This window comes from Streptomyces sp. NPDC033177 (assembly GCF_055577715.1).
Window position 1 is genome coordinate 523,277 of record NZ_JBVIPS010000002.1, and the last position, 23,018, is coordinate 546,294.

18 protein-coding genes and 3 tRNA genes are annotated in these 23,018 nt (G+C 71.6%); 8 read left to right on the forward strand and 13 right to left on the reverse strand.

Annotated elements, in window-relative coordinates; translation table 11 throughout:
* Nucleotides 1-2 precede the first annotated feature (2 nt).
* Nucleotides 3-1,265, reverse strand: coding sequence for an MFS transporter (locus ACZ5U5_RS08405; RefSeq protein ID WP_469019369.1), 1,263 nt, complete (start codon nucleotides 1,263-1,265; stop codon nucleotides 3-5).
* Nucleotides 1,266-1,515: 250 nt separating this feature from the next.
* On the opposite strand from ACZ5U5_RS08405, the gene mreB reads away from it, so the two are divergent.
* On the forward strand, nucleotides 1,516-2,553 hold the full coding sequence (mreB, locus tag ACZ5U5_RS08410) for a rod shape-determining protein (RefSeq protein ID WP_451203393.1): 1,038 nt from the start codon (nucleotides 1,516-1,518) through the stop codon (nucleotides 2,551-2,553).
* Between the two features lie 98 nt (nucleotides 2,554-2,651).
* Nucleotides 2,652-4,253: a GAF domain-containing protein gene (locus ACZ5U5_RS08415; protein ID WP_469018048.1), complete on the forward strand. Its 1,602-nt coding sequence runs from the start codon at nucleotides 2,652-2,654 to the stop codon at nucleotides 4,251-4,253.
* Between the two features lie 26 nt (nucleotides 4,254-4,279).
* On the opposite strand, the gene ACZ5U5_RS08420 is transcribed toward ACZ5U5_RS08415, so the two are convergent.
* The 4 genes from ACZ5U5_RS08420 to ACZ5U5_RS08435 all read right to left on the reverse strand — a co-directional run bounded on the left by ACZ5U5_RS08420 (nucleotide 4,280) and on the right by ACZ5U5_RS08435 (nucleotide 5,107).
* The gene (locus ACZ5U5_RS08420) at nucleotides 4,280-4,477 is read right to left on the reverse strand and encodes a hypothetical protein (protein WP_469019371.1); all 198 of its coding nucleotides are present in this window, start codon (nucleotides 4,475-4,477) and stop codon (nucleotides 4,280-4,282) included.
* Between the two features lie 229 nt (nucleotides 4,478-4,706).
* Nucleotides 4,707-4,780, reverse strand: a tRNA-Ile gene (locus ACZ5U5_RS08425).
* Nucleotides 4,781-4,956: 176 nt separating this feature from the next.
* A tRNA-Asn gene (locus ACZ5U5_RS08430) sits at nucleotides 4,957-5,029 on the reverse strand.
* Between the two features lie 5 nt (nucleotides 5,030-5,034).
* A tRNA-Asn gene (locus tag ACZ5U5_RS08435) sits at nucleotides 5,035-5,107 on the reverse strand.
* Between the two features lie 189 nt (nucleotides 5,108-5,296).
* Here ACZ5U5_RS08435 and ACZ5U5_RS08440 point away from each other — a divergent pair.
* From ACZ5U5_RS08440 to ACZ5U5_RS08455, 4 genes are all read left to right on the forward strand, one after another.
* Nucleotides 5,297-5,599 carry a YtxH domain-containing protein gene (locus ACZ5U5_RS08440; protein ID WP_469018051.1) on the forward strand — a complete coding sequence of 101 codons (303 nt, stop codon included), beginning with the start codon at nucleotides 5,297-5,299 and terminating at the stop codon, nucleotides 5,597-5,599.
* Nucleotides 5,600-5,661: 62 nt separating this feature from the next.
* Nucleotides 5,662-7,101, forward strand: a complete 1,440-nt coding sequence (locus ACZ5U5_RS08445) for a xylulokinase (protein WP_469018054.1) — start codon at nucleotides 5,662-5,664, stop codon at nucleotides 7,099-7,101.
* A 196-nt stretch (nucleotides 7,102-7,297) separates the two neighbouring features.
* Nucleotides 7,298-9,031, forward strand: a complete 1,734-nt coding sequence (locus tag ACZ5U5_RS08450; RefSeq protein WP_469018056.1) for an ABC transporter ATP-binding protein — start codon at nucleotides 7,298-7,300, stop codon at nucleotides 9,029-9,031.
* The gene (locus ACZ5U5_RS08455) at nucleotides 9,031-10,950 is read left to right on the forward strand and encodes an ABC transporter ATP-binding protein (RefSeq protein ID WP_469018059.1); all 1,920 of its coding nucleotides are present in this window, start codon (nucleotides 9,031-9,033) and stop codon (nucleotides 10,948-10,950) included. The genes ACZ5U5_RS08450 and ACZ5U5_RS08455 overlap by 1 nt, the downstream gene beginning before the upstream one ends.
* 78 nt (nucleotides 10,951-11,028) lie before the next feature.
* Here ACZ5U5_RS08455 and ACZ5U5_RS08460 read toward each other — a convergent pair whose 3' ends face one another.
* From ACZ5U5_RS08460 to ACZ5U5_RS08480, 5 genes are all read right to left on the reverse strand, one after another.
* Entirely contained in the window at nucleotides 11,029-12,348 is a 1,320-nt protein-coding gene (locus ACZ5U5_RS08460; protein ID WP_469018061.1) for an RNA polymerase sigma factor, read from the reverse strand.
* A gap of 254 nt (nucleotides 12,349-12,602) precedes the next feature.
* Nucleotides 12,603-14,519: a DNA primase gene (gene dnaG / locus ACZ5U5_RS08465; RefSeq protein WP_469018064.1), complete on the reverse strand. Its 1,917-nt coding sequence runs from the start codon at nucleotides 14,517-14,519 to the stop codon at nucleotides 12,603-12,605.
* Nucleotides 14,520-14,562: 43 nt separating this feature from the next.
* Nucleotides 14,563-15,825, reverse strand: a complete 1,263-nt coding sequence (locus tag ACZ5U5_RS08470; protein ID WP_469018067.1) for an NAD(P)/FAD-dependent oxidoreductase — start codon at nucleotides 15,823-15,825, stop codon at nucleotides 14,563-14,565.
* A gap of 171 nt (nucleotides 15,826-15,996) precedes the next feature.
* Nucleotides 15,997-17,319, reverse strand: coding sequence for a deoxyguanosinetriphosphate triphosphohydrolase (locus ACZ5U5_RS08475; protein WP_469018070.1), 1,323 nt, complete (start codon nucleotides 17,317-17,319; stop codon nucleotides 15,997-15,999).
* A gap of 79 nt (nucleotides 17,320-17,398) precedes the next feature.
* The gene (locus ACZ5U5_RS08480) at nucleotides 17,399-18,316 is read right to left on the reverse strand and encodes a sirohydrochlorin chelatase (protein ID WP_469018073.1); all 918 of its coding nucleotides are present in this window, start codon (nucleotides 18,314-18,316) and stop codon (nucleotides 17,399-17,401) included.
* 219 nt (nucleotides 18,317-18,535) lie between these two features.
* Between ACZ5U5_RS08480 and ACZ5U5_RS08485 the strand changes: the two genes are divergently transcribed.
* Both ACZ5U5_RS08485 and ACZ5U5_RS08490 read left to right on the forward strand, forming a co-directional pair.
* Nucleotides 18,536-19,228: a SanA/YdcF family protein gene (locus tag ACZ5U5_RS08485; protein ID WP_469019374.1), complete on the forward strand. Its 693-nt coding sequence runs from the start codon at nucleotides 18,536-18,538 to the stop codon at nucleotides 19,226-19,228.
* A 259-nt stretch (nucleotides 19,229-19,487) separates the two neighbouring features.
* Complete coding sequence (locus ACZ5U5_RS08490) at nucleotides 19,488-21,593, forward strand: molybdopterin oxidoreductase family protein (protein ID WP_469018075.1); 2,106 nt, start codon at nucleotides 19,488-19,490, stop codon at nucleotides 21,591-21,593.
* A 60-nt stretch (nucleotides 21,594-21,653) separates the two neighbouring features.
* Here ACZ5U5_RS08490 and ACZ5U5_RS08495 read toward each other — a convergent pair whose 3' ends face one another.
* From ACZ5U5_RS08495 to cutA, 3 genes are all read right to left on the reverse strand, one after another.
* Nucleotides 21,654-21,950 carry a DUF6355 family natural product biosynthesis protein gene (locus tag ACZ5U5_RS08495; protein WP_453684020.1) on the reverse strand — a complete coding sequence of 99 codons (297 nt, stop codon included), beginning with the start codon at nucleotides 21,948-21,950 and terminating at the stop codon, nucleotides 21,654-21,656.
* A gap of 221 nt (nucleotides 21,951-22,171) precedes the next feature.
* Nucleotides 22,172-22,609, reverse strand: coding sequence for a gamma-glutamylcyclotransferase family protein (locus ACZ5U5_RS08500; protein WP_469018079.1), 438 nt, complete (start codon nucleotides 22,607-22,609; stop codon nucleotides 22,172-22,174).
* Nucleotides 22,606-22,968, reverse strand: coding sequence for a divalent-cation tolerance protein CutA (cutA, locus tag ACZ5U5_RS08505; RefSeq protein WP_469018082.1), 363 nt, complete (start codon nucleotides 22,966-22,968; stop codon nucleotides 22,606-22,608). Before cutA ends, ACZ5U5_RS08500 begins: the two co-directional genes overlap by 4 nt.
* Nucleotides 22,969-23,018: the final 50 nt, after the last annotated feature.

Sequence of the window (23,018 nt, forward strand, 5' to 3'; positions counted from 1 at the left end):
CGCTACGCCCGTGGCGCCCCCGCGTCGTACCGGGCGAATCCCCGCCACCGCAGAGCCAGCAGCCCCACGGCGACGACACACGCGATGCCGCCGCCCACCACCGCGATGCCCGGCGACGCCAGATCCCCCACCGACCCCGCGATGAAGTCCCCGAGGCGCGGCCCGCCCGCCACCACCACGATGAAGACGCCCTGTAGCCGGCCCCGCATCTCGTCCGGCACGGCCGCCTGGAGCATCGTGCTGCGGAACACCATCGAGATGGTGTCTGCGCAGCCCGCCAGCGCGAGGAAGAACAGCCCCAGCCACAGGTTCCGGGTGAGGCCGAAGACGGCGATCGCCGTGCCCCATCCGGCCACCGCGAGCAGAATCGCAAGACCGTGCCGCCGGATCCGCCCCAGCCAGCCGGAGAACACCGCGCCGAGCAGCGCTCCGACCGCGGGCGCCGCGACAAGGAGACCCACCGTCTTCGCGTCGCCCCCGAACCACACCACCGCCACCGCGGGGAACAGCGCCCGCGGGTGCGCGAACACCATCGCGCACATGTCCGTGAAGAAGGTCATCCGCAGGTTCGGCCGGGTGGCGAGGAACCGCAGGCCGTCGAGGACCGAGGCCCGCTTCCGGCGCACCCCGTCCTCCGCGCCCTCCGGCCGCATCGCCGGCAGCCGCCACATCGCGTACAGGGAAGCGCTGAAGGCGACCGCGTCCACCGTGTACGCGGCCTGATATCCCCACAGGCCGACGATGAGGCCGCCCAGCATGGGGCCGAGCATCGTGCCCCCGGTCGTCGTGATCGACGACAGCGCGTTGGCCGCGGGCAACTGCTCCGGCGGCAGGAGCCGCGGGATCATCGAGGACCGCGCAGGAGAGTTCAGCGCCCCGCAGACCGCCTGCAGCGCGACCACGGAGTACAGGAACCACACGTGGTGGAAGCCCGCGAACGCCCCCGCGGCCAGCGCGACGGAGAGCCCGCACGAGCCGAGCGACGAGTAGAGGCCGAGCTTGCGCCGGTCCACGGTGTCCGCGATGGCGCCCCCGTACAGGCCGAACACGACGAGCGGGACCAGCGAGAAGAGTCCCACCAGGCCGACCGAGAAGCTGGAGTGCGTGATGTCGTAGACCTGGAGGGAGACCGCGAGCGCGGTCATCGCTTGGCCGATCCAGGAGATCGTGTTGCCGGCCCAGAGCCGGCGGTAGTCGACGGACATACGCAAAGGCGTCAGATCCGCGAGTATCCGCCTTTTCGCGACGGGCCCCCGGGGCTCCACCGGTAGCGAGGACAGCGGGGGGCCGCCGGCAGCTCCGGGTATGCGGGAGCCGTCGGCTTCGTCTTCTTCCGGGGGCGTATGCGTCACACGGGATGCTAACTGCGCCGCCCGCAACGCGATCAAGACCACCCGTGCGGCGGCACCCCACCCGGCTCAGCCCAGCGCGCGCGCCGCCCGCGGCCACCGCACGATGCGAGACAGGACCGTCGTCCGACGGCCCGTACGGTCCGCGCTCTCGGGAGGATCTGCCATGACCGTCAGTCTGGAGCAGTTGCGCCGCTGCCACATCGCCGTCGACCTGGGTGCCGCGAGGACCCGGGTGTTCGTGAAGGGCGCGGGCCTCGTCGTCGACGAACCCAGCGCCGCCGCCGTGAACACACGGACGGGCGCGCTCATCGCGGTCGGCCAGTTCGCCGAGCAGATGACGGGACGCACCCCGGGATACATCCGGGTCGTGCGGCCGGTCTCCGGCGGCACCGTCGTCGACATCGAGATGGCCCAGCGCATGCTGCGCCACCTCCTGGGCGAGAAGCTCCGCCGCACCCTGCGCCGCAAGCCCCGGCTGCGCGCGGCCGCCTGCACACCGCACGACGCGGACCCGCTGGCCCAGCGCGCCGCCGTCGAGACGATGGTCGGGCTCGGGGCGCGCAGGGTCGAGCTGGTGGACACGCTCATCGCGGCCGCGGTCGGCTGCGGGCTGCCCGTGGAGCAGCCGGAGGCGACGATGATCCTGGTGTGCGGGGCCGCGACCACGCAGGTCGCGGTGCTGTCCCTCGGGTCGATCGTGACGGCCCAGCGCATCCCGGTGGGCGGCGAGGCCATCGACAACGCAATCGTCCAGCACCTGCGCCACCACCACGAGCTGATGCTCCCCAGCCAGTCGGTACGCCCACTGCAACTGGCCCTGCGCGGCAACGGCCTCACTCCGCAGGGTCCCGAGTCGACGGAGATCCACGGCCGTGACGTCGCCACGGGCCTGGCCCGGTCGGTGCACGTGGACACCGCCGCCGTCCGCGAGGCGATCCACACGCCGCTCACCGCCGTGCTCGACGGCATCGGCAAGGTGCTGCGGGACTGCCCGCCCGACCTGGTGGCCGACCTGGCCGACCGCGGGATCATGATGGTCGGCGGCAGCGCGCTGCTCCCGGGCCTTGACCAGATGCTGCGGGACGCGACGGGGATGCCGGTGCAGATCGCCGAACGGCCGGACGTGTGCGCCGTGCTCGGGCTCGGGGCGATGCTGGAGGGCAAGATCCAGCCCCTGGTCCTCAACCCGCTCTCCGGCTGACCGGCTCGGCACGGGCACCTGGTGGTCACGTCGATGGGCCCGGTGGTGATGGGCCCGGTGGTGATGGGCCCGGTCGAGAAGGCGTGGGTCGCCGCGCGATGAACGGCGACGACCTGCCCCTCTCCCTGGTGCCTCTCCTGGACGCGGTCCTCGGCGTCGGCTCGGACCTCGAACTGCACACCACGCTCCAGCACATCGTGGAGAGCGCGACCGAGCTCACCGGCGCCCGGTACGGCGCGCTGGGTGTCATCGACCCCGGCCACGGCAAGCTGACCGACCTGTTCACGGCGGGCCTGACCGCGGCCGAGCGCGAGCGCATCGGCCCCCTCCCCGACGGCCACTCGGGGCTTCTGGGCACCCTGATCCGCGAGCCGAAGCCGCTCCTCCTTGACGACCTGACGGCGGACCCCCGCTCGTGCGGCGTACCGCCGGAACACCCGGAGATGCACAGCTTCCTGGGCGTCCCGGTGCACGTCCACGACGAGGCGTTCGGCAATCTCTACCTCACCGAGAAGCGCGCTGGCCGCTTCACCGAGGAGGACCTGCAGCTGCTCCGCGTCCTGGCGAGCCAGGCGGGCATCGCGATCGGCAACGCCCGCCTGTACGAGACGGCCAGGCAGCGGGAGCGGTGGATCGACGGCGCCGCCGCCGTCACCACGGCCCTGCTGACGGGCGAGCCGGCGGCCGACGCGCTGATGACGGTCGCCGAGCAGGCCCGCATCCTGGCGAGCGCGTCGGCGGGAGTGATCCTGCAGCCCACGGACCAGGGCGGCATGCGGATCGTCGCGGCAGCGACGGCGGAGGAGGACGGCATCACGCCCCCGAGCGACGCCGACGCCCACCCGAGCGCCCTCCAGAACGACCTCATCGGCACGACCATCGAGCCCGGCAGCGCGGTCCTCGAGCAACTGCTCGGCGGCGAGCCGGTGTTCATCGAGGACTCCGCGACCGACCCCCGGATGACCACGCACGTACGGACCAACTTCGGGCCCAGCATGATGCTGCCGCTGCAGGCGGGCGGACGGCTCATCGGGACGCTCGCGCTGCCCCGCCGCAGGGGCGAGCGTGCGTACACCTCCGTGGAGCGTCTGCTCGCCACCCAGTTCGCCTCACAGGCCGCGCTGGCCCTCGTCCTGGCAGACGCCCAGCAGAGCAGGCAGCGCCTTGCGGTGTTCGAGGACCGCGACCGCATCGCCCGTGACCTGCACGACCTCGTCGTCCAGCGGCTCTTCGCGACGGGAATGATGCTGGAGTCGACCCGGCGCAGGGACAGCTCACCCCCGGTCGCGTCGACCCTGGACCAAGCCGTGGACGAGCTGGAGTCCACCATCCAGGAGGTCCGCACGGCGATCTTCGCGCTCCAGCAGCCACCGGCCGACGCCCCGACCACGTTCCGCGGCAGGGTGCTGCGCGAGACGGCGGGCGCGGCGGCGGTGGTCGGCGTCCAGCCCTCGGTGCACTTCACCGGAGCCGTCGACGCCCGCGTCACGGAGCCCACGGCGGGCCACCTCCTGGCTGCCCTGCGCCGCGCCCTGGCCGCCGCGTCACGCCGCCCCGACGTCACGCGCATCGAGGTGGCGGTGGACGCGAGAGCGACACTGCCGGACGGCCGGACGGGCGTACGCCTGACGGTCTACGACGACGGCACGACGGACGGCGTCGGCACGGGCACGACAGCCACCTGGCAGGCACCGCTCTAGCCGGTGGCCGCCCTACGCAGGCGTGCCTACGCCGCTTCGTAGTGGTGCGCCACCCCGCCGCGCCACTTCACCCACGCGGGATCGTCCAGGAGCTCCTCGGCGTCCGGCAGCCCTGCGACGCGCAGGAACTCGACCACGTCCGCATCGGAGTGCGCGAGACCGAGGATCGCCCCGCGAACCGTCACCCGGCGGCCTCCGGTACCCGTGGGCGGATGCACGGCCACCGGAGCGGCTGCCGTGGATCCGGCGGGCGCGCTCAACGCCGCTTCCGCGACTGCAGGTACCAAGCCGCGGCCAGGCCGATGACCACCAGGACGATCAATATCTTCATGAGCCCCTGCTGCCCCGGATTCCGGAGCTGAAGCTCACCCGCACGTCACTTCACAGAGAAGGACGGGGAGAGGTTTGCGCTGCTGACGCAGGTGGAATCGTTCCTGCGGCCCAGCGCTTCGGTGGGGCGGGTGGGACTCGAACCCACGGCCGACGGATTATGAGTCCGCTGCTCTAACCGGCTGAGCTACCGCCCCTAACGGCGCGTCGCGCACATTTGTGCGCGCCGTCTGCCGCAGCATAGCCGCTCATACGATCTCCTGCTTCGGATGGTCGGCATCGCTCGACCATGAGGACCGCAGTGCTGCCCCGATGGTTCCACGAGGCATGAAAAAGGACCCTTGGGGGCAACCCCAAGGGCCCTTCTCACAAGCTCTCCCGACTGGACTCGAACCAGTAACCTGCCGGTTAACAGCCGGCTGCTCTGCCAATTGAGCTACAGGAGACCGAGCTCCCCCGACTGGACTCGAACCAGTAACCTGCCGGTTAACAGCCGGCTGCTCTGCCAATTGAGCTACAGGGGATCGTCTCGTTGCATCGAACGCAGCTACCTGGGAACTCTCCAGGCGGCGGGCGGTCGCTGCGACACATACATTAGCGCAAGCAGGGGGGTGCTCCGCCAATCGGTATCCCCACCGCATCCCCACCGCCCGCACAGGGCAACAGATGAGCGAACAGACGATCGATGCCGAGGCAAGGGAAGGGTGGCAGCCATGCGCTACCGGCTCACATTCGTCGCGGGACTGGCTCTCGGGTACGTGCTCGGTACCCGGGCAGGCCGCGAGCGCTACGAGAAGCTGAGGAAGTCCGCCCGCCAGTTCGCGCAGAACCCGGCGGTGCGCAACACCGTGGAGTCCGCGACACAGCAGGGGCGCGACGTGGCGGGCAAGGCCTTCCACACCGTCTCCGAGAAGGTCGGGGACCGGGTCCCGGACTCGGTGGCCGACCGGGTGCGGTCGCTGCGCGAGCGCGGGCAGGGCAGTGCTGAGGACGACTGGGGCACCAGTAATACGTAGCCGTGGCGGCTCCTGGGAGCTGAGGTACGGGTCACGTCGCGCGGTGCGGCAGAATTCCAGGCATGGGGATAGTCGCAGGGTTGGACAGTTCGCCCGATTTCACGCGCATCGTGGTCTGTGACGCGGACACGGGCGCCGTACTCAAGCAGGGCTATGCCCCGCATCCGACGGAGGGCCCCGACGGAGGCGGCCGTCCTTCGGACGTGGATCCGCAGGCCTGGCTGCTCTCGCTCGGTGAGGCAGCGGGCGGCGGGCTGCTCGAGGGCGTACAGGCCATCGGCGTCTCCGCGCAGCAGAACGCGGTCGTCCCCCTGGACCAGCACGGCAACACCGTGCGGCCCGCGCTCGTCGGCAACGACCGGCGGGCGCAGGTCGCGGCCGCCGACCTGATCGACGGGCTCGGCAGCCGCGAGGCCTGGGCGCAGGCCGTCGGATGCGTCCCGCAGGCGGCACACCCGGTGACGAAGCTGCGCTGGCTTGCGAAGAACGAACCTGAGGCGGCGCGGCGCGTCGCCTCTCTCATGCAGGCGCACGACTGGCTGGTGTGGCAGCTCCTCGGCCGGCCCGCGCGGCGCACGAGCGACCGGGGCGGGGCCTCCGGTACCGGTTACTGGTCGGCGGCGACGGGCACGTACCGCCCCGATCTCGTCGAGCTCGCGCTGGGCCACCAGGCGATGCTGCCCGAGGTGATCGGACCCGCCGAGCCTGCGGGGACGACACCAGAGGGACTGCTGATCTCTGCGGGTACGGGCGAGACGATGGCGGCGGCGTTCGGGCTCGGGGTCCAGCAGGGCGACGCGGTCGTCTCGCTGGGCGCTTCGGGGTCCGTGATGGCCGTGCACCACGAGGCCCTGGTCGACGCGAGCGGGACGATCACCTCGCTCGCGGACGCCACCGGCATGCACCTGCCCGTGGTGCACACGCTGAACGCCGTGCGGGTGCTGCGCGGCGCGGCCGAGATGCTGGGGGTGCCCGATCTGGAGGGGCTCTCGGAGCTGGCCATGAAGTCGACGCCGGGTGCGCACGGGCTCGTGCTCCTGCCGTATCTGGAGGGCGAGAAGACGCCGAACCTGCCGCACGCCGCGGGAACCCTGACCGGGCTCCGGCGTGAGTCGATGCGGCCGGAGCATCTGGCGCGGGCGGCCTTCGAGGGCATGCTGTGCGGGCTCGGGGACGCGCTGGACGTGCTGCGGTCGCGGGGCGTGGAGGTGCGCCGGGTCTTCCTGCTCGGCGCGGCGGCCGAGCTGCCGGCGGTGCAGGCGGCGGCGCCGATGCTGTTCGGTACGCAGGTCGTGGTGCCGCAGCCCGCGGACTACGCGGCGATCGGTGCGGCGCGCCAGGCGGCCTGGGCGCTGAACGGCCAACTGCCGTACTGGCAGGGGGCGTCCGCGCAGGTCTTCGAGCCGGGCGAGGAGCACGCCGTGGGCCAGGCGGTGCGCCAGCAGTACCGGACCGTGCGGGAGCAGACTCATCCGGGGGCACTCTCGGCGAGCGGCTCCTGAGGAGCGCCCCCGAAGGGGCGCGGGGAACTGCGCGCTCAGCCACATCAGACCCGCAGGAAGCATGCCTAGTTCTTGACCCGGACAAACATTTTACCGGGTCATGGCTTAATCGCTTGCGCAGCCCCGGGTGCGGTATCGGAGTATTGGGGGGCGCCCACGCCAGACAGACTCTCCGCCCACGCCTCTCGAAGAGACCATGCTCATACGACTCCTGCGGGCCCACCTGGGCCCGTACAAGAAGCCCATCGCCCTGCTTGTGCTGCTGCAGTTCCTGCAGACGTGTGCCTCGCTCTATCTGCCCACGCTCAACGCCGACATCATCGATGAGGGTGTCGTGAAGGGCGACACGGGCTACATCCTGTCGTTCGGCGGCATCATGATCGCCGTCACCGTCGCCCAGGTGGTCTGCAATGTCGGCGCCGTCTACTACGGCGCCCGCACCGCGTCCGCGCTCGGCCGCGACGTGCGGGCCGCCGTCTTCGACCGCGTGCAGTCGTTCTCCGCACGGGAGTTGGGGCAGTTCGGTGCGCCGTCGCTGATCACCCGGACCACGAACGACGTCCAGCAGGTGCAGATGCTGGTCCTGATGTCGTTCACGCTGATGGTGTCCGCGCCGATCATGTGCGTCGGCGGCATCATCATGGCGCTCGGCCTCGACGTACCGCTCTCGGGTGTCCTGGTCGCCGTCGTGCCCGTCCTCGCGATCTGCGTCAGCCTGATCGTGAAGCGTCTTCGCCCGCTCTTCCGCACGATGCAGGTGCGCCTGGACACCGTGAACCGCGTGCTGCGCGAGCAGATCACCGGCAACCGCGTCATCCGCGCCTTCGTCCGCGACGAGTACGAGAAGGACCGCTTCCGGAAGGCCAACGCCGAGCTGACCGACGTGTCGCTCGGCACCGGCAAGCTGCTCGCGCTGATGTTCCCGATCGTCATGACCGTCGTGAACATCTCGTCGATCGCCGTGGTGTGGTTCGGCGCGCACCGCATCGACAGCGGCGGCATGCAGATCGGTGCGCTCACCGCGTTCCTCGCGTATCTGATGCAGATCGTGATGTCCGTGATGATGGCCACCTTCATGTTCATGATGGTGCCGCGCGCCGAGGTCTGCGCCGAGCGCATCGAGGAGGTCCTGGACACCGAGAGCAGCGTGGTGCCCCCGGCCTCCCCCGTACGGGAGTTGCGGCGCCACGGCCACCTGGAGATCCGTGACGCGGGCTTCCGTTATCCCGGCGCCGAGGAGCCCGTACTGAAGGCCGTCGGCCTGGTCGCTCGGCCCGGTGAGACGACCGCCGTGATCGGGTCGACCGGCAGCGGCAAGTCGACGCTGCTCAGCCTCGTGCCGCGGCTCATCGACGCCACCGAGGGCGAGGTCCTGGTGGACGACGTGCCCGTGCACACCATCGAGCCCGCGCTGCTCGCGCGGACCGTGGGCCTGGTGCCGCAGAAGCCGTACCTCTTCGCCGGCACGGTCGCCACCAACCTCCGCTACGGCAACCCGGACGCGACAGACGAGGAGCTCTGGCACGCGCTCGAAGTGGCCCAGGCCAAGGGCTTCGTCGAAAGCCTGGAGGAAGGCCTGAATGCGCCCATCTCCCAGGGCGGCACGAACGTCTCCGGTGGTCAGCGCCAGCGCCTCGCGATCGCGCGGACGCTCGTGCAGCGCCCCGAGATCTATCTCTTCGACGACTCCTTCTCGGCCCTGGACTACGCGACCGACGCCGCCTTGCGGGCCGCGCTCGGCCGCGAGACCGCCGAGGCGACCGTCGTGATCGTCGCCCAGCGCGTGGCGACGATCAGGGACGCCGACCGCATCATCGTCCTGGACGAGGGCCGGGTCGTGGGGACGGGACGCCATCAGGAGCTGATGGAGAGCAATGAGACCTACCGGGAGATCGTGCTCTCCCAGCTGACGGAAGCGGAGGCCGCGTGATGGCCGGTCCGGGCGGACAGATGATGGGGCCGGACTCCCGGTCGATGGACTTCAAGGGGTCGGGCAAGCGGCTCCTGGCCCAGTTCAGGCCAGAGCGCACCACGATGTACGGGATGGTCGCCGCCGGGGTGCTCAGCGTGGCGCTCACCGTGCTCGGCCCGAAGATCCTCGGCAAGGCGACCGACCTGCTCTTCGCGGGCATCGTCGGCCGTGACATGCCGGACGGAGTCACCAAGGAACAGGCCATCGAGGGCCTGCGCGACAAGGGCGACGGCGGCATGGCCGACATGCTCTCCGGGGTCGACTTCACGCCGGGCCAGGGCATCGACTTCGACGCCGTGGGCGAGGTGCTGCTCCTCGCCCTCGTGACGTTCCTGATCGCCGGTCTGCTGATGATGATCTCGACGCGGCTCTCGAACCGCGCCATCAACAGGACCGTCTTCAAGATGCGCGGCGACGTGCAGGAGAAGCTGTCTCGGCTTCCGCTGTCGTACTTCGACAAGCGGCAGCGCGGTGAGGTGCTCAGCCGGGCGACGAACGACCTCGACAACATCGGCCAGACGCTCCAGCAGACCATGGGCCAGCTGGTGAACTCCCTGCTCACCATCGTCGGCGTACTGATCATGATGTTCTACGTCTCGCCGCTGCTCGCCCTGGTGGCGCTTGTCACCGTGCCGCTGTCGTTCTTCGTGGCGACGAAGGTCGGCAAGCGGTCGCAGCCGCAGTTCGTGCAGCAGTGGAAGTCCACCGGCAAGCTCAACGCGCACATCGAGGAGATGTACACCGGGCACAACCTGGTGAAGGTCTTCGGGCGCCAGGAGGAGTCTGCGAAGGCGTTCGCCGAGCAGAACGACGCGCTCTACGAGGCCGGGTTCAAGGCGCAGTTCAACAGCGGGGCCATGCAGCCGCTGATGTTCTTCATGTCGAACCTCAACTACGTGCTCGTGGCCGTGGTGGGCGGCCTCAGGGTCGCGTCCGGCGCGCTGTCCATCGGCGACGTGCAGGCGTTCATCCAGTACTCACGGCAGTTCTCGATGCCGCTCACTCAGGTCGCCTCGATGGCGAACCTGGTGCAGTCCGGTGTCGCCTCCGCCGAGCGGGTCTTCGAGCTGCTCGACGCGGACGAGCAGGAGGCCGACCCGGTGCCGGGGGCGCGGCCCGAACAACTGCGCGGCCGGGTCGAGATGGAGCGGGTGTCCTTCCGCTACGAGAAGGACAGGCCGCTCATCGAGGACCTGTCCCTGAAGGTGGAGCCGGGCCACACGGTGGCGATCGTCGGTCCGACCGGCGCGGGCAAGACCACGCTGGTCAATCTCCTGATGCGGTTCTACGAGGTCACCGGCGGGCGCATCACGCTCGACGGCGTCGACATCGCGAGGATGTCGCGCGACGAACTGCGGTCCGGCATCGGCATGGTGCTCCAGGACACCTGGCTGTTCGGCGGCACCATCGCGGAGAACATCGCGTACGGAGCGGCCAAGGACGTCACGCGTGAGGAGATCGAGGAGGCGGCGCGGGCGGCCCACGCCGACCGCTTCTGCCGCACGCTGCCCGACGGGTACGACACGGTGATCGACGACGAGGGCACGGGCGTGAGCGCGGGTGAGAAGCAGCTCATCACGATCGCGCGCGCGTTCCTGTCCGACCCGGTGATACTCGTCCTCGACGAGGCGACCAGCTCGGTCGACACCCGGACCGAGGTGCTCATCCAGAAGGCGATGGCGCGGCTCGCGCACGGCCGGACGTCGTTCGTCATCGCGCACCGGCTCTCCACGATCCGCGACGCGGACACCATCCTGGTGATGGAGAACGGGTCGATCGTCGAACAGGGCACGCATGACGCGCTGCTGGCCGTCGGCGGGGCGTATGAGCGGTTGTACAGGGCTCAGTTCGCGGAGGCTGTGGCTGAGGTCGACTAGCGCCGCTGGGGTTCGGGGACTTCTGCGCGTGCTGGTCTCGTGTGGTTGGTCGCGCAGTTCCCCGCGCCCCTTACGGGGCTAGTCCAAGTAGCCCCTCAGTTGGTCCGCGAAGGCGTGGTCCCGCAGTTTGTTGAGGGTCTTGGACTCGATCTGGCGGATGCGTTCGCGCGTCACGCCGAAGATCCGGCCGATCTCCTCCAGGGTGCGGGGCCTGCCGTCCGCGAGGCCGTAGCGCAGCTGGACCACCTTGCGTTCGCGCTCGCCGAGCGTGGAGAGGACCGCCTCCAGGTGCTCGCGCAGCAGGAGGAAGGCCGCCGACTCGACGGGGCTCGTCGCGTCGCCGTCCTCGATGAGGTCGCCGAGCGCGACGTCGTCCTCCTCGCCCACGGGCGCGTGCAGCGACACCGGTTCCTGGGCCAGGCGCAGGACCTCGCTGACCCGCTCGGGCGGCAGGTCGAGGTGCGCGGCGACCTCTTCGGGGGTCGGTTCGTAACCCCGCTCCTGGAGCATGCGGCGCTGGACGCGGACGACGCGGTTGATGAGCTCCACGACGTGCACGGGGACGCGGATGGTGCGGGCCTGGTCGGCGAGGGCCCGCGACATCGCCTGACGGATCCACCAGGTCGCGTACGTGGAGAACTTGTAGCCGCGGGCGTAGTCGAACTTCTCGACCGCCCTGATCAGGCCCAGGTTTCCCTCCTGGACGAGATCGAGCATGGTCAGTCCGCGCCCGACGTACCGCTTGGCGACGGAGACGACCAGGCGGAGGTTGGCCTCGATCAAGCGGCGCTTGGCCATCCGGCCGACGACCACCAACTTGTCCAGGTCGAGGGCCAGTTGGGAGTCAAGGTCGGTGGCGAGGCGCAGCTTCTCCTCGGCGAACAGGCCGGCCTCGACGCCGCGCGCGAGTTCCACTTCCTCCGCCGCCGTGAGCAGGGGGATCCGGCCTATCTCGCGCAGATACTGCCGGAACAGGTCGGACGACGGGCCGCCTGAGTCGGCGCGGGTGCGGGGAGCGGGCGGCGGCAGCTCGCCGCTGTCCGGTTCGAGCGCCTCCGGGGCGTCCGGGGGCTCGGGGGCCGCCTCCGCCCCGGGACTTTCGGGACCCGCCTCCGGGTGCCGCGCGGCGCGGCTCTGCGGTGGTACGGCCGCGATGACGTCCGTATCCGCCACCACCTCCGCTTCCGCGGCGACGGCGGTCTCGCTCTGGCTGAGGGTCTGGGTCTGCACGGGGGCGACCTCCATGATGATCGCTGCTGAGGCGTGCGGCAGCGGTACAGCGGGATCGGCTTCGACGGCCTCGCCGCTGTCCGTCCCGAACACGATGTGTGGAATCGCGGGTGTACCGGATCCGCATGCGCTGTCTGCGGGCCGGCCGCGCTCCGAGGACTCAGGCACCGCAACCCAGTGTGGGGTACGACACACGGCCGCCACGAGGGGCGTGCGGTGACTTTTTGAGTCCGGTGCGTGACCGCTCGGTTACCCGACGGGTAACCAATCGGGCGCCGATCGAACCTCAGGCGCCGTCCCCGATGGGACTCGGGCCCGGCCGGGAGCGAGGGTGCATGGTGAGCCCGAGCACGTGACCCAGCCGGGCAATGCACAGCTCGGCTCCCGCCGGGCGGGGTGTCAGCCGCTTCCCCGAGCGGAACTCAGAGCGCGTCGGCGCCGCGCTCGCGGAGTGCCTGGGCGTACTGCTGGAGGATCCACAACTCGTTCTGGACCGCGGCCAGTTGGGTGGGGTCGCCCTGCGCGCTCAGGCGGGTCAGGCTGCCCTGGACGTCGCGGATGCGGCGGTCGACGGCACGCAGCCGGACCTGGACGAGCTGCGTGCCCGCGTAGATCTCGTCCACCTGCTTGCGCAGGATCGCCTCGACGGCCAGCTCGGTGACCATGGCGCGGACCGTGTCGTCCGGCGCGGCGTCCAGGACGCGGGCGAGGTAGGTCTGCGGCTCCGGGATGCCCGCCTCGGCGCCGCCGGCCTCCTCGACGCACTGGCGCACCGCCGCGTACGGCGGCGCGGTGAACTCGTCCACGCCGTACGCGTCGAAGGCCGGGGAGACCAGCTCGGGGCGCTGCAGGGCCAGCTTGAGCAGCTCGCGCTCGGTGCGGTGGGCGGGGCTGCGCAGGGTGAGCGCGGGGCCGGAGGGCCCTGAGGGCACGGACGGCGCCGAGGGCCCGTACTGCTGGCCCTGGTGGGTGCGCTGCTGCTGCGGCGCCGGGCCCCTGCCGCCCCGGTCGCGGGCCCAACGCGCGAGCTGCGCCACGCGCTTGACCACGAACTGGGTGTCCAGGATGCCGAGCATCCCGGCGAGCTGGACGGCCACCTCGTGCTGCGCGCCGCTGTTCTTGATGCGGGCCACGACCGGCGCCGCCTCGTCCAGGGCGGCGGCGCGGCCCGCGGGGGTCTCCAGGTCGTAGCGCGCGACGATCTGGCGCAGCGCGAACTCGAAGAGCGGCGTACGGGGTTCGACGAGGTCGGCGACCGCCGAGTCCCCCTTGGCGAGGCGCAGCTCGCAGGGGTCCATGCCGTCGGGCGCGATGGCGATGTACGTCTCGGCGGCGAACTTCTGGTCGTCCTCGAAGGCGCGCAGGGCGGCCTTCTGGCCTGCCGCGTCACCGTCGAAGGTGAAGATCACCCGCGCGGAGCCGTTGTCCATCAGGAGGCGGCGCAGGATCTTGATGTGGTCGCCGCCGAAAGCGGTGCCGCAGGTCGCGATGGCCGTGGTGACACCGGCGAGGTGGCAGGCCATGACGTCGGTGTATCCCTCGACGACGACCGCGCGGGAGGTCTTGGCGATCTCCTTCTTGGCCAGGTCCACCCCGTAGAGCACCTGGCCCTTCTTGTAGATCGGTGTCTCGGGGGTGTTGAGGTACTTGGGGCCGTTGTCGTCGTCGCGCAGCTTGCGCGCGCCGAAGCCGACGACCTCGCCGCTGATGTCGCGGATCGGCCACATCAGGCGGCCGCGGAAGCGGTCGATGGGGCCGCGGCGGCCCTCCTGGGAGATGCCGGAGAGGGTCAGCTCCTTGTCGGTGAAGCCCTTGCCGCGCAGGAACCGGGTGAGGTGGTCCCAGCCCGCGGGGCTGTAACCGACGCCGAAATGCGCGGCGGCGGCCTGGTCGAAGCCGCGTTCGGCCAGGAATTTCCGGCCGATCTCGGCCTCGGGGCTCTCCAGCTGGTCCACGTAGAACTGAGCGGCGATCTTGTGGGCCTCGACGAGACGGATGCGCTCGCCGCGCTGGCTCGTGGGGTTGTACCCACCCTCCTCGTACCGCAGGGTGATGCCCGCCTGGGCGGCGAGGCGCTCGACCGTCTCCGAGAAGGTGAGGTGGTCGATCTTCATCACGAAGGCGATCGTGTCGCCGCCTTCCTGGCAGCCGAAGCAGTGGAAGAGACCCTTGCTGGGGCTGACCTGGAAGGACGGTGACTTCTCGTCGTGGAAGGGGCACAGGCCCTTGAGGTTGCCGCCGCCCGCGTTCCGTAGCTGGAGGTAGTCGGAGACCACGGCGTCGATCGGGACCGCGTCCCGAACCGCCTTCACGTCCTCGTCATTGATCCTGCCTGCCACGTAGGAATACTACGGCCCTGCTGTGACACTCCCGTCCGGCCCGTCACCCGAGCAGCGACTCCAGGGGGACGGACGGGTCGGAGAGGGACTCGGCGGGCGGCCGGGCGCCCGCGCGGATCAGCCGCTGGATGGGGTCCGTGACGTCCCACACATTCACGTTCATCCCGGCGAGGACCCGGCCCTCGCTCAGCCAGAAGGCGACGAACTCGCGCTTCCCCGCGTCGCCCCGGACCACGACCTGGTCGTACGAACCCGGCGGCGCCCACCCCGAGTACTCCAGGCCCACGTCGTACTGGTCCGAGAAGAAGTAGGGCACGCGGTCGTACGACACCTCCTGGCCGAGCATCGCGCGGGCCGCGGCCGGGCCGCCGTTCAGGGCGTTCGCCCAGTGCTCCACGCGCAGCCTGGTGTCGAAGAGCGGGTGCTGCACGGCGGCCACGTCGCCCGCCGCGAAGATGTCCGGGTCCGAGGTCCGTAGCGAGGCGTCGACCACGACACCGCCGCCGTGCGCGCGGTCGGCGATCTCAAGGCCCGCCGCCTCGGCGAGTCCGGTGCGCGGGGCCGCGCCGATCGCGGCGAGCACGTCGTGCGCCGGGTGCTCCTCGCCGTCGTCCGTGCGGGCGGCAAGGACCAGGCCGTCCTCCCCCGCGATCTCGGTGAGCGTGGCGCCGAAGTGGAAGCGCACCCCGTGCTCGGCGTGCAGGTCGGTGAACATCTGGCCGATCTCGGGGCCCAGGACCGCGTGCAGCGGGGTGGCCTGCGGCTCGACGACCGTGACCTCCGCGCCGTACGTCCGCGCGGCGGCGGCGACCTCCAGGCCGATCCAGCCGGCTCCGGCGATCACCAGGTGGCCGTTGTCCCGGCCGAGACCGGACAGGACCTGACGCAGCCGGTCGGCGTGCGCGAGGCGGCGCAGGTGGTGCACGCCGACCAGGCCGGTGCCGGGGACGTCCAGGCGGCGCGGCTCCGCTCCCGTGGCAAGGAGGAGCTTGTCGTAGTGGATGACGTCGCGGTCGCCGAGGCGGACGGCCTTGGTCTCGCGGTCGATGGAGACGACGGTCTGGCCGAGATGCAGCTCCACGTCCGACTGCGCGTACCAGGAGGGTTCGTGGACGAAGACGCTGTCGCGCTCCTCCTTGCCCAGGAGATATCCCTTCGACAAGGGCGGGCGCTCGTACGGGTGGTCGCGTTCGTCGCCGATGAGGATCACCCGGCCGGTGAAGCCCTCCGACCGGAGCGTCTCGGCCGCTTTCGCGCCCGCGAGACCTCCTCCGACAATGACGAACGTCTGATCCGCGTCGACCACTTGATGCCTCCTCAAAGCCTTGCCGTCAGGGGAGCGTCCCGCACGGAGCGTGATGCGGGAAGGGGTTGCGAACCGATCCGGCCAGTTTTCGTCACGCCCCGTGGTCGATCGGCTCATTCCGCATATGTCAGGGCCCTGTATGGCAGGGCCCTCCTGCGTCAGGGGGCCGCGTCAGGGCTGTCTCGCCGTGAGCCGTGCGTGCAGGGAACGCGCGGCGGCGTCCGTGAAGGACGCGATCTGGTCGACGACCACGCGCAGGGCCGCGCGGTCGTCGGGCGCCGTGTCGTACAGCGCGCGGAACTGCGGGTCGAGTCCTTCTGGGGCGCGGGCCGTGAGCGCCTCGGCCAGTTCGGCGACGACGATCCGCTGGTCCGCGCGCAGCCGCTCCTGGGCGGGGCGCTGCATCACGTACCGGTCGGCGACGGCCTTGAGGACCGCGCACTCGTGACGGGCCTCGCGCGGGACGACCAGTTCGGCCGCGTACCGCGTGAGGGGGCCCTTGCCGTACCGCAGGCGGGTGGCGGTCTCGGCGGCGAGGCAGAAGTGGCCGATGAGCTGGCTGGTGGCGTCCTTCAGGCGGCCCTGGGCGATCGCCGAACCGTCGTACCCGTGCGGCCACCATTCCTGGCCCAGGAGGCGGTCGAGGGCCTCGGAGAGCTCTTCGGGGTCGGTGTCCGCCGGTACGTAGCGTCCGATGGCGACGGCGAAGATGTCCTGGCGCTCGGGCTCGGCGTGCAGGAGGTTCGGGTCGAGGTGCCCGGCGTGCAGGCCGTCCTCGATGTCGTGCACCGAGTACGCCACGTCGTCCGACCAGTCCATGACCTGGGCCTCGAAGCAGGTGCGGCGGCCGGGGGCCTCCTTGCGGACCCAGTCGAAGACCGGCCGGTCGTCCTCGTAGACCCCGAACTTGGGCGAGTCCGGGTCGGTGGGGTGGGCGCCGCGCGGCCAGGGGTACTTGGTGGCGGCGTCCAGCGCCGCCCGGGTCAGGTTGAGCCCCACGCCGACCAGTTCGTCCGTCTCCTCGCTTCTTACGAAGCGCTTCGGCTCGATGCGGGTGAGGAGGCGCAGCGACTGGGCGTTGCCCTCGAAACCGCCGCAGCTCTCGGCGACTTCGTTCAGCGCCTGCTCGCCGTTGTGGCCGAAGGGCGGGTGGCCCATGTCGTGCGAGAGGCAGGCGGTCTCCACCAGGTCCGGGTCGCAGCCGAGGGCGGCGCCGAGCTCGCGGCCGACCTGGGCGCACTCCAGGGAGTGCGTCAGGCGGGTACGGGCGCTGGCGTCCCACGCCTCGTTGCTGCGCGTGCCGGGGGTGACCACCTGGGTCTTCCCGGCGAGGCGGCGCAGCGCCGATGAGTGCAGGACACGCGCGCGGTCCCGCTGGAAGGCAGTGCGCCCCGGCCTCTTGTCGGGCTCGGCGGCCCATCGCTCGACGGCGGCCTTGTCATAGGCCGCCTCGGCCGCCTCGTCGTCGTACGCGTTCGGTGCAGTGCCTTCCATGCACCGACAGTAAACGCAAGGAGTGACAAAGGGGGCTTCAGGGCACCTCGGTGGCCGACAGGCGACCGTCGGACGCGGGTCAGGCGGAGGTCAGCTGACGGGGCGGCAGGTGCGTGGCGAGGGTGGCGGGCGTGGTCGCACGGGCCGTGTCGTAGCGGTGCAGGAGGAGGCGGGCCATCGCCGGGTGGTCGCCGAGCGGGGCCGACGCGATCCAGGGTGCGGCGTCGGCGCACTGCGTGGCGAAGCGGCCGGGTGCCGTGAAGTACGAGGCCACGGCGGTGCGGTGGCGGCCACGGGCGGCGAGGGCACGCACCGCGGCGGGCACGCTGAGCGGGGCGGCCGCGGTCGGCGTGGCGTACGCGGGAATCACCGGTACGCCGAGCCGCTGGGCGAGGAGGTCCGCCGTGCGCCGGGTGTCCGTGGCGGAGTCGGGGTCGCGGGAGCCGGCCGCGGCGAGGACCACGCCGCCGGTGCGCCGCCGAGCCCGGCCGGGCTCGGCCGGCCAGCCGGCCTCGACGAGCCGGTCGTGCAGCGCGTCGACCAGCAGGGGGTGCGGGCCGAGCGGGGCGGCGAGGCGCGTGTCGAGGTGCGTGGCCAGGGCCGCGGCCTCGGGGATGTCGTGCTTGACGTGGTAGCCGCGGCTGAGCAGCAGCGGCACCAGGACGGCGGAGCCGGTGGCCTCGGCGAGGGTGTCGCCGAGCAGCGGTTCGTTCAGCTCGATGTGGCCGAGGCGCACGGTGAGGCCGGGCCGCAGCTCGCGGACCCGTGCCAGGAGCGCCGTGACGGTGGCGAGGGCGCGGGGGTCACGGCTGCCGTGGGCGACCACGACGAGGTCGGGCCCTTGTCGGGGGCGGCGCGGGGCGGGGCGGCGCCTGCCGTCGAGCGAGACGAGGGCGAGCTGGCTGCCGAGCTGGGTGGTGATCCGGTTCATGAGGTGCGCCGTACTTTCGAGAGGGGTGCTGCCGGACTCATCGCGAAGAGGGTTCGACGGCGTCATGGACCGAGGATGACCGTGCGGCGTTTCGGTCGCGTTGCGCGCCGGTGACGGGTCCTTTCGGCCTGGCTCACCGACGGTGCCGTCGCGTTGTCAGTGCGGTCGCCTACCGTTGTGGGCAGTGATCGGATCGGGGGATCCGGCCAGGGGCACGGGGGAACGGGGAACGGGATGAAGCGTCCTGGGTGGGTGAGGCGTCCGGGGTGGACGCGGATGGCGTGGATGCGACTGCCGCGGGTGCGGCTGCCGCGGACGCGGCAGGGGCAGCGGCGGGCCGTGCAGACCCTCATGGCCCTCTGCGTGGTGGCGCTGCTGCCCGCGACCTGGCTGTTCGTGACGGCGGAGGGGCGGTTGCGCACGACCGCCGACGTGCCGCGCACGCAGGTCGCGGTGGTCTTCGGCGCCGGGCTGTGGAAGGGCGAACCCTCGCCGTATCTCGCGCACCGCCTCGACGCGGCGGTGGAGCTGTACGAGGCGGGGCGGATAGAGGTCGTCCTCGTCACCGGGGACAACAGCCGCGAGGAGTACGACGAGCCGGACGCCATGCGCGCGTATCTGACCGAGCGCGGGGTGCCGGGGCGGCGGATCGTCAGTGATTACGCGGGCTTCGACACCTGGGACTCCTGCGTGCGCGCCAAGAAGGTGTTCGGCGTGGACCGGGCGGTGCTGATCAGCCAGGGCTTCCACATACGCAGGGCCGTCGCGCTCTGCCGCGCGGCGGGCGTCTCGTCGTACGGCGTCGGGGTCGACGCCAAGCACGACGCGACCTGGTACTACGGCGGCGCGCGGGAGCTGTTCGCGGCGGGCAAGGCGGCGGTGGACTCGGCGTTTCGACCGGATCCGCGGTTCCTCGGGCCCCGGGAGCCCGGCGTGGGCCGGGCCCTGGCTGCGCCTCGGCTGGCCCCTGGGCCTTGAGCGGGGTTGCGGGGTTGCGTCTGCCCTTCCGCCCGCCCGTCCGCCCGTCCGCCCGTCCGCCGAGTGCGGGTCGTGGTCCGTCCTCGCGCAGTTCCCCGCGCCCCTGACGGGGCACGTCCGTCCTCGCGGCGTTCCCCGCGCCCCTGAAGGGGCACACGACCGGCTCACAGTGGGGTGTGGGCTCTGCTGAGGTCGGGTTACCTCGCGTGTAACGCGACCGCGTCGGGGCGCGTAACAAGTCCGGCGGAGGCTGGACCGTATGCACACCACGGCGACACCCACCCACTGTCCGTACTGCGCGCTGCAATGCGGGATGGGCCTGGCCACCGGGCCCGGCGGGGTGGAGGTCGTGGAGCGTCCCGAGTTCCCCGTGAACGGGGGCGCGCTGTGCGGCAAGGGCCGCACGGCGCCCGCTGTGCTCTCCTCCCGGGTGCGCCTGACCGAGCCACTCATCCGATCCCGCGCCACGGGCCGACTCGAACCGGCCACCTGGGAGGAGGCCGTAGCGCGCGTCGCCGACGGGCTTTCCCGCACGCGTACGGAACATGGCGCGGACGCGTGCGGAGTGTTCGGCGGCGGGGGTCTGACCAACGAGAAGGCGTACGCCCTGGGGAAGTTCGCGCGGGTGGCGCTCGGCACGTCGCAGATCGACTACAACGGCCGGTTCTGCATGTCGTCGGCGGCAGCGGCGGGGCAGCGGGCCTTCGGGCTCGACCGCGGTCTGCCGTTCCCCCTGGAGGACATCCCGCGCACCGGCTGCGTGATCCTCGTCGGCTCGAACCTCGCCGAGACGATGCCGCCCGCTCTGCGGTATCTGACGGAGCTGAAGGAGAACGGCGGAAAGCTGATCGTCATCGACCCGCGCAGGACCCGCACCGCCGAGCAGGCCGACCTGCATCTGGCGCCGCGCCCCGGCACCGACCTCGCCCTCGCGCTCGGCCTGCTCCACCTGGTGGTGGCCGAGGGCCGGACGGACGAGGCGTTCATCGAGGAGCGCACCAGCGGCTGGGAGGACGCGCGGGCGGCGGCGATGGCGCACTGGCCGGAGTACGTGGAGCGGATCAGCGGCACCCCCGTGCCCCAACTGCGGGAGGCGGTGCGGATGTTCTGCGACGCCGAGAACGGGATGGTGCTCACGGCCCGCGGCCCCGAGCAGCAGTCCAAGGGCACGGACACGGTGGGCGCGTGGATCAACCTCTGCCTGGCGACCGGGAACGCGGGCCGCCCGCTCGCCGGGTACGGCTGCCTGACCGGGCAGGGCAACGGCCAGGGCGGACGGGAACACGGCCAGAAGGCCGACCAGTTGCCCGGCTACCGCAAGCTGACGGACCCGGCGGCGCGGGCCCATGTGGCGGGGGTGTGGGGCGTCGACCCGGACTCGCTCCCGGGTCCCGGCCGGTCGGCGTACGAGCTGCTCGACGCGCTCGGCGGGGACATCAAGGCCCTGCTCCTCATGGGCTCCAACCCGGTCGTCTCGGCGCCGCGCGCCGCGCATGTGGAGGAGCGCCTTCGGTCGCTCGACTTCCTGGCGGTGGCGGACGTGGTGCTGTCGGAGACGGCTCAACTGGCCGATGTCGTCCTGCCGGTGACGCAGTGGGCCGAGGAGACGGGCACGGTGACGAACCTGGAGGGGCGGGTACTGCTGCGCCGCAAGGCGGTGAGTGCTCCCGACGGCGTACGCAGCGACCTGGACGTGCTGCACGGTCTCGCCGCCCACCTCGGCCACGAGAAGGGCTTCCCGACGGACCCGGAGGAGGTCTTCGAGGAGCTGCGCCGGGCGAGCGCGGGCGGTGCGGCGGACTACTCGGGGATCTCGTACGCACGCCTGAAGAAGGGCAACGGGGAGGGGGTGTTCTGGCCCTGCCCCGCGCAGGAGGACGAGACTGAGGTCGACCATCCCGGCACCCCGCGTCTGTTCCTCGACCGCTTCGCCACCGAGGACGGGCGGGCGCGGTTCGTGCCGGTGGCCCATCGCGGCGCCGCCGAGGAGCCGGACGCGGAGTATCCCGTGCTCCTGACCACCGGGCGGGTCCTCGCGCAGTATCAGTCGGGGGCCCAGACGCGCCGTGTCGACGAGCTCAACTCCGCCGCTCCCGGGCCCTTCGTGGAGCTGCATCCGCGGCTCGCCGCGCGCCTTGAGGTCGAGGAGGGCGAGCCGGTGACCGTCGTCTCGCGGCGGGGACGGGCCGTCGCCCCCGCGCGGATCACCACCGCGATCCGCTCCGACACGGTCTTCATGCCGTTCCACTGGCCGGGCGAGGGCCGGGCCAACTCCCTGACGAATCCGGCGCTCGACCCGGTCTCGCGGATGCCGGAGTTCAAGGTGTGCGCGGTGCGGCTCGAACGGGCCGGCGGCCGGGCATGACCGCGGGCCGGGGGAAACCACCCGGCCCGCGGTCAGTAGGTGGGGATCAGTGGGTGGGGGTCAGCAGGTGCGTCCCACGTAGTGCGCGCCCTGGATCTTGCTCGCCGAACCCAGCCAGAGCTTGCCCGGACCCACACAACGCTCGTAGTCGGGGGCCATGGCCACCTCCACCTTGATGACGACGTTCGAGCCGTCGCCCGTGCAGTGGTTGTAGAACGCGTCGCTGCCCGTCTCGTAGAAGCCGCAGGGGTTCATGACGGCGGCCGGGGCGTGAGCGGACGCGGCGGCCGCCACGGGGAGGCCGAGGGTGAGGGCTACGGCGCCGACGAGGGCCGGCAGCGAACGGCGAAGGCTCATGGGGCAACTCCTGCTGAGGACGTGGTGCTCACGCACCGACTCGCGCACCGACTGGTGCACACGGAGAGTGCCACAGCGGAAACCCTTGGTGATCATGCGGTTCGCGCGGGTCGCTCGCACGGGTGATTGAGTGCATCAAATCGAGTTGCGGGCGTTTGAGCTGCGCAAAGCACGTTCGCGGCGCGGGCCGGCGGGCGAGGGGGTGGCCGCGCGGCCGCGCCTCACCGGCCGGCCCGGAACGACACCCAGTCCCCTCCCCCGATCACCGCCCCCGAGGCGCGCAGCCACGCCGCCACCCGCGGCGCCGCCACGTACACCCACGCGCGCGCCGGGGCCCCGCCCAGGAGGATCACCTCGCGCTCCACGCGCTCGTACAGATTGCGGGGATCGCCCGGCGCGTACTCCTCCAGTACGTCGAGGTCGGCGAGGAGCCGGTCGTACGCGGAAGGGGTCGCCGTGATCAACTCGCCGTACACGGGGCCGGCTTCGGGGCCCTCCACCAGGTACGGATAACCGGGCCCCTCATAGAGGACCGCCCCCGGGAGCCGGGCCGGCCACTCCGCCTCGATGCTGCCGCACAGATGGACGTCGTGATTCCGCTCCCCCGGCCGCAGCGTTCCGTACACGAAGAACGGCAGCCGGCCCCCCTCCTTCGTCACCCGGCCGTCTCCCGCTCCACCCACTCCAGGTAGGCCGCGCTCCCCCGCACGACCGGCGTCGCGATGATCTCGGGGGTGTCGTAGTCGTGGACGTCGGTCAGCCAGGTCTCCAGGGCCTCGTACCGCGCGGCGGCCGTCTTGAACAGGATCTGCCACTCGCTCGCGGTCTCGACGGCGCCCTCCCACCGGTAGACGGAGGTGACGGGCCCGACGATCTGCGCGCACGCGGCGACCCGGGCGGCCACCGCACCGCTCGCCAGGTCCTCCGCCTTCCGCGCGGTGTCGGTCGTGGTCAGCACGGTGAGCACCGTTGCCTGTCCGGGCCCGGGCCCGGAGCCGGTTTCGTACGTCGACGTCATGCGCCGATTCTCCCCGGAGCGGCCGCCGCCCAAGGCCGATGGGGCCACCG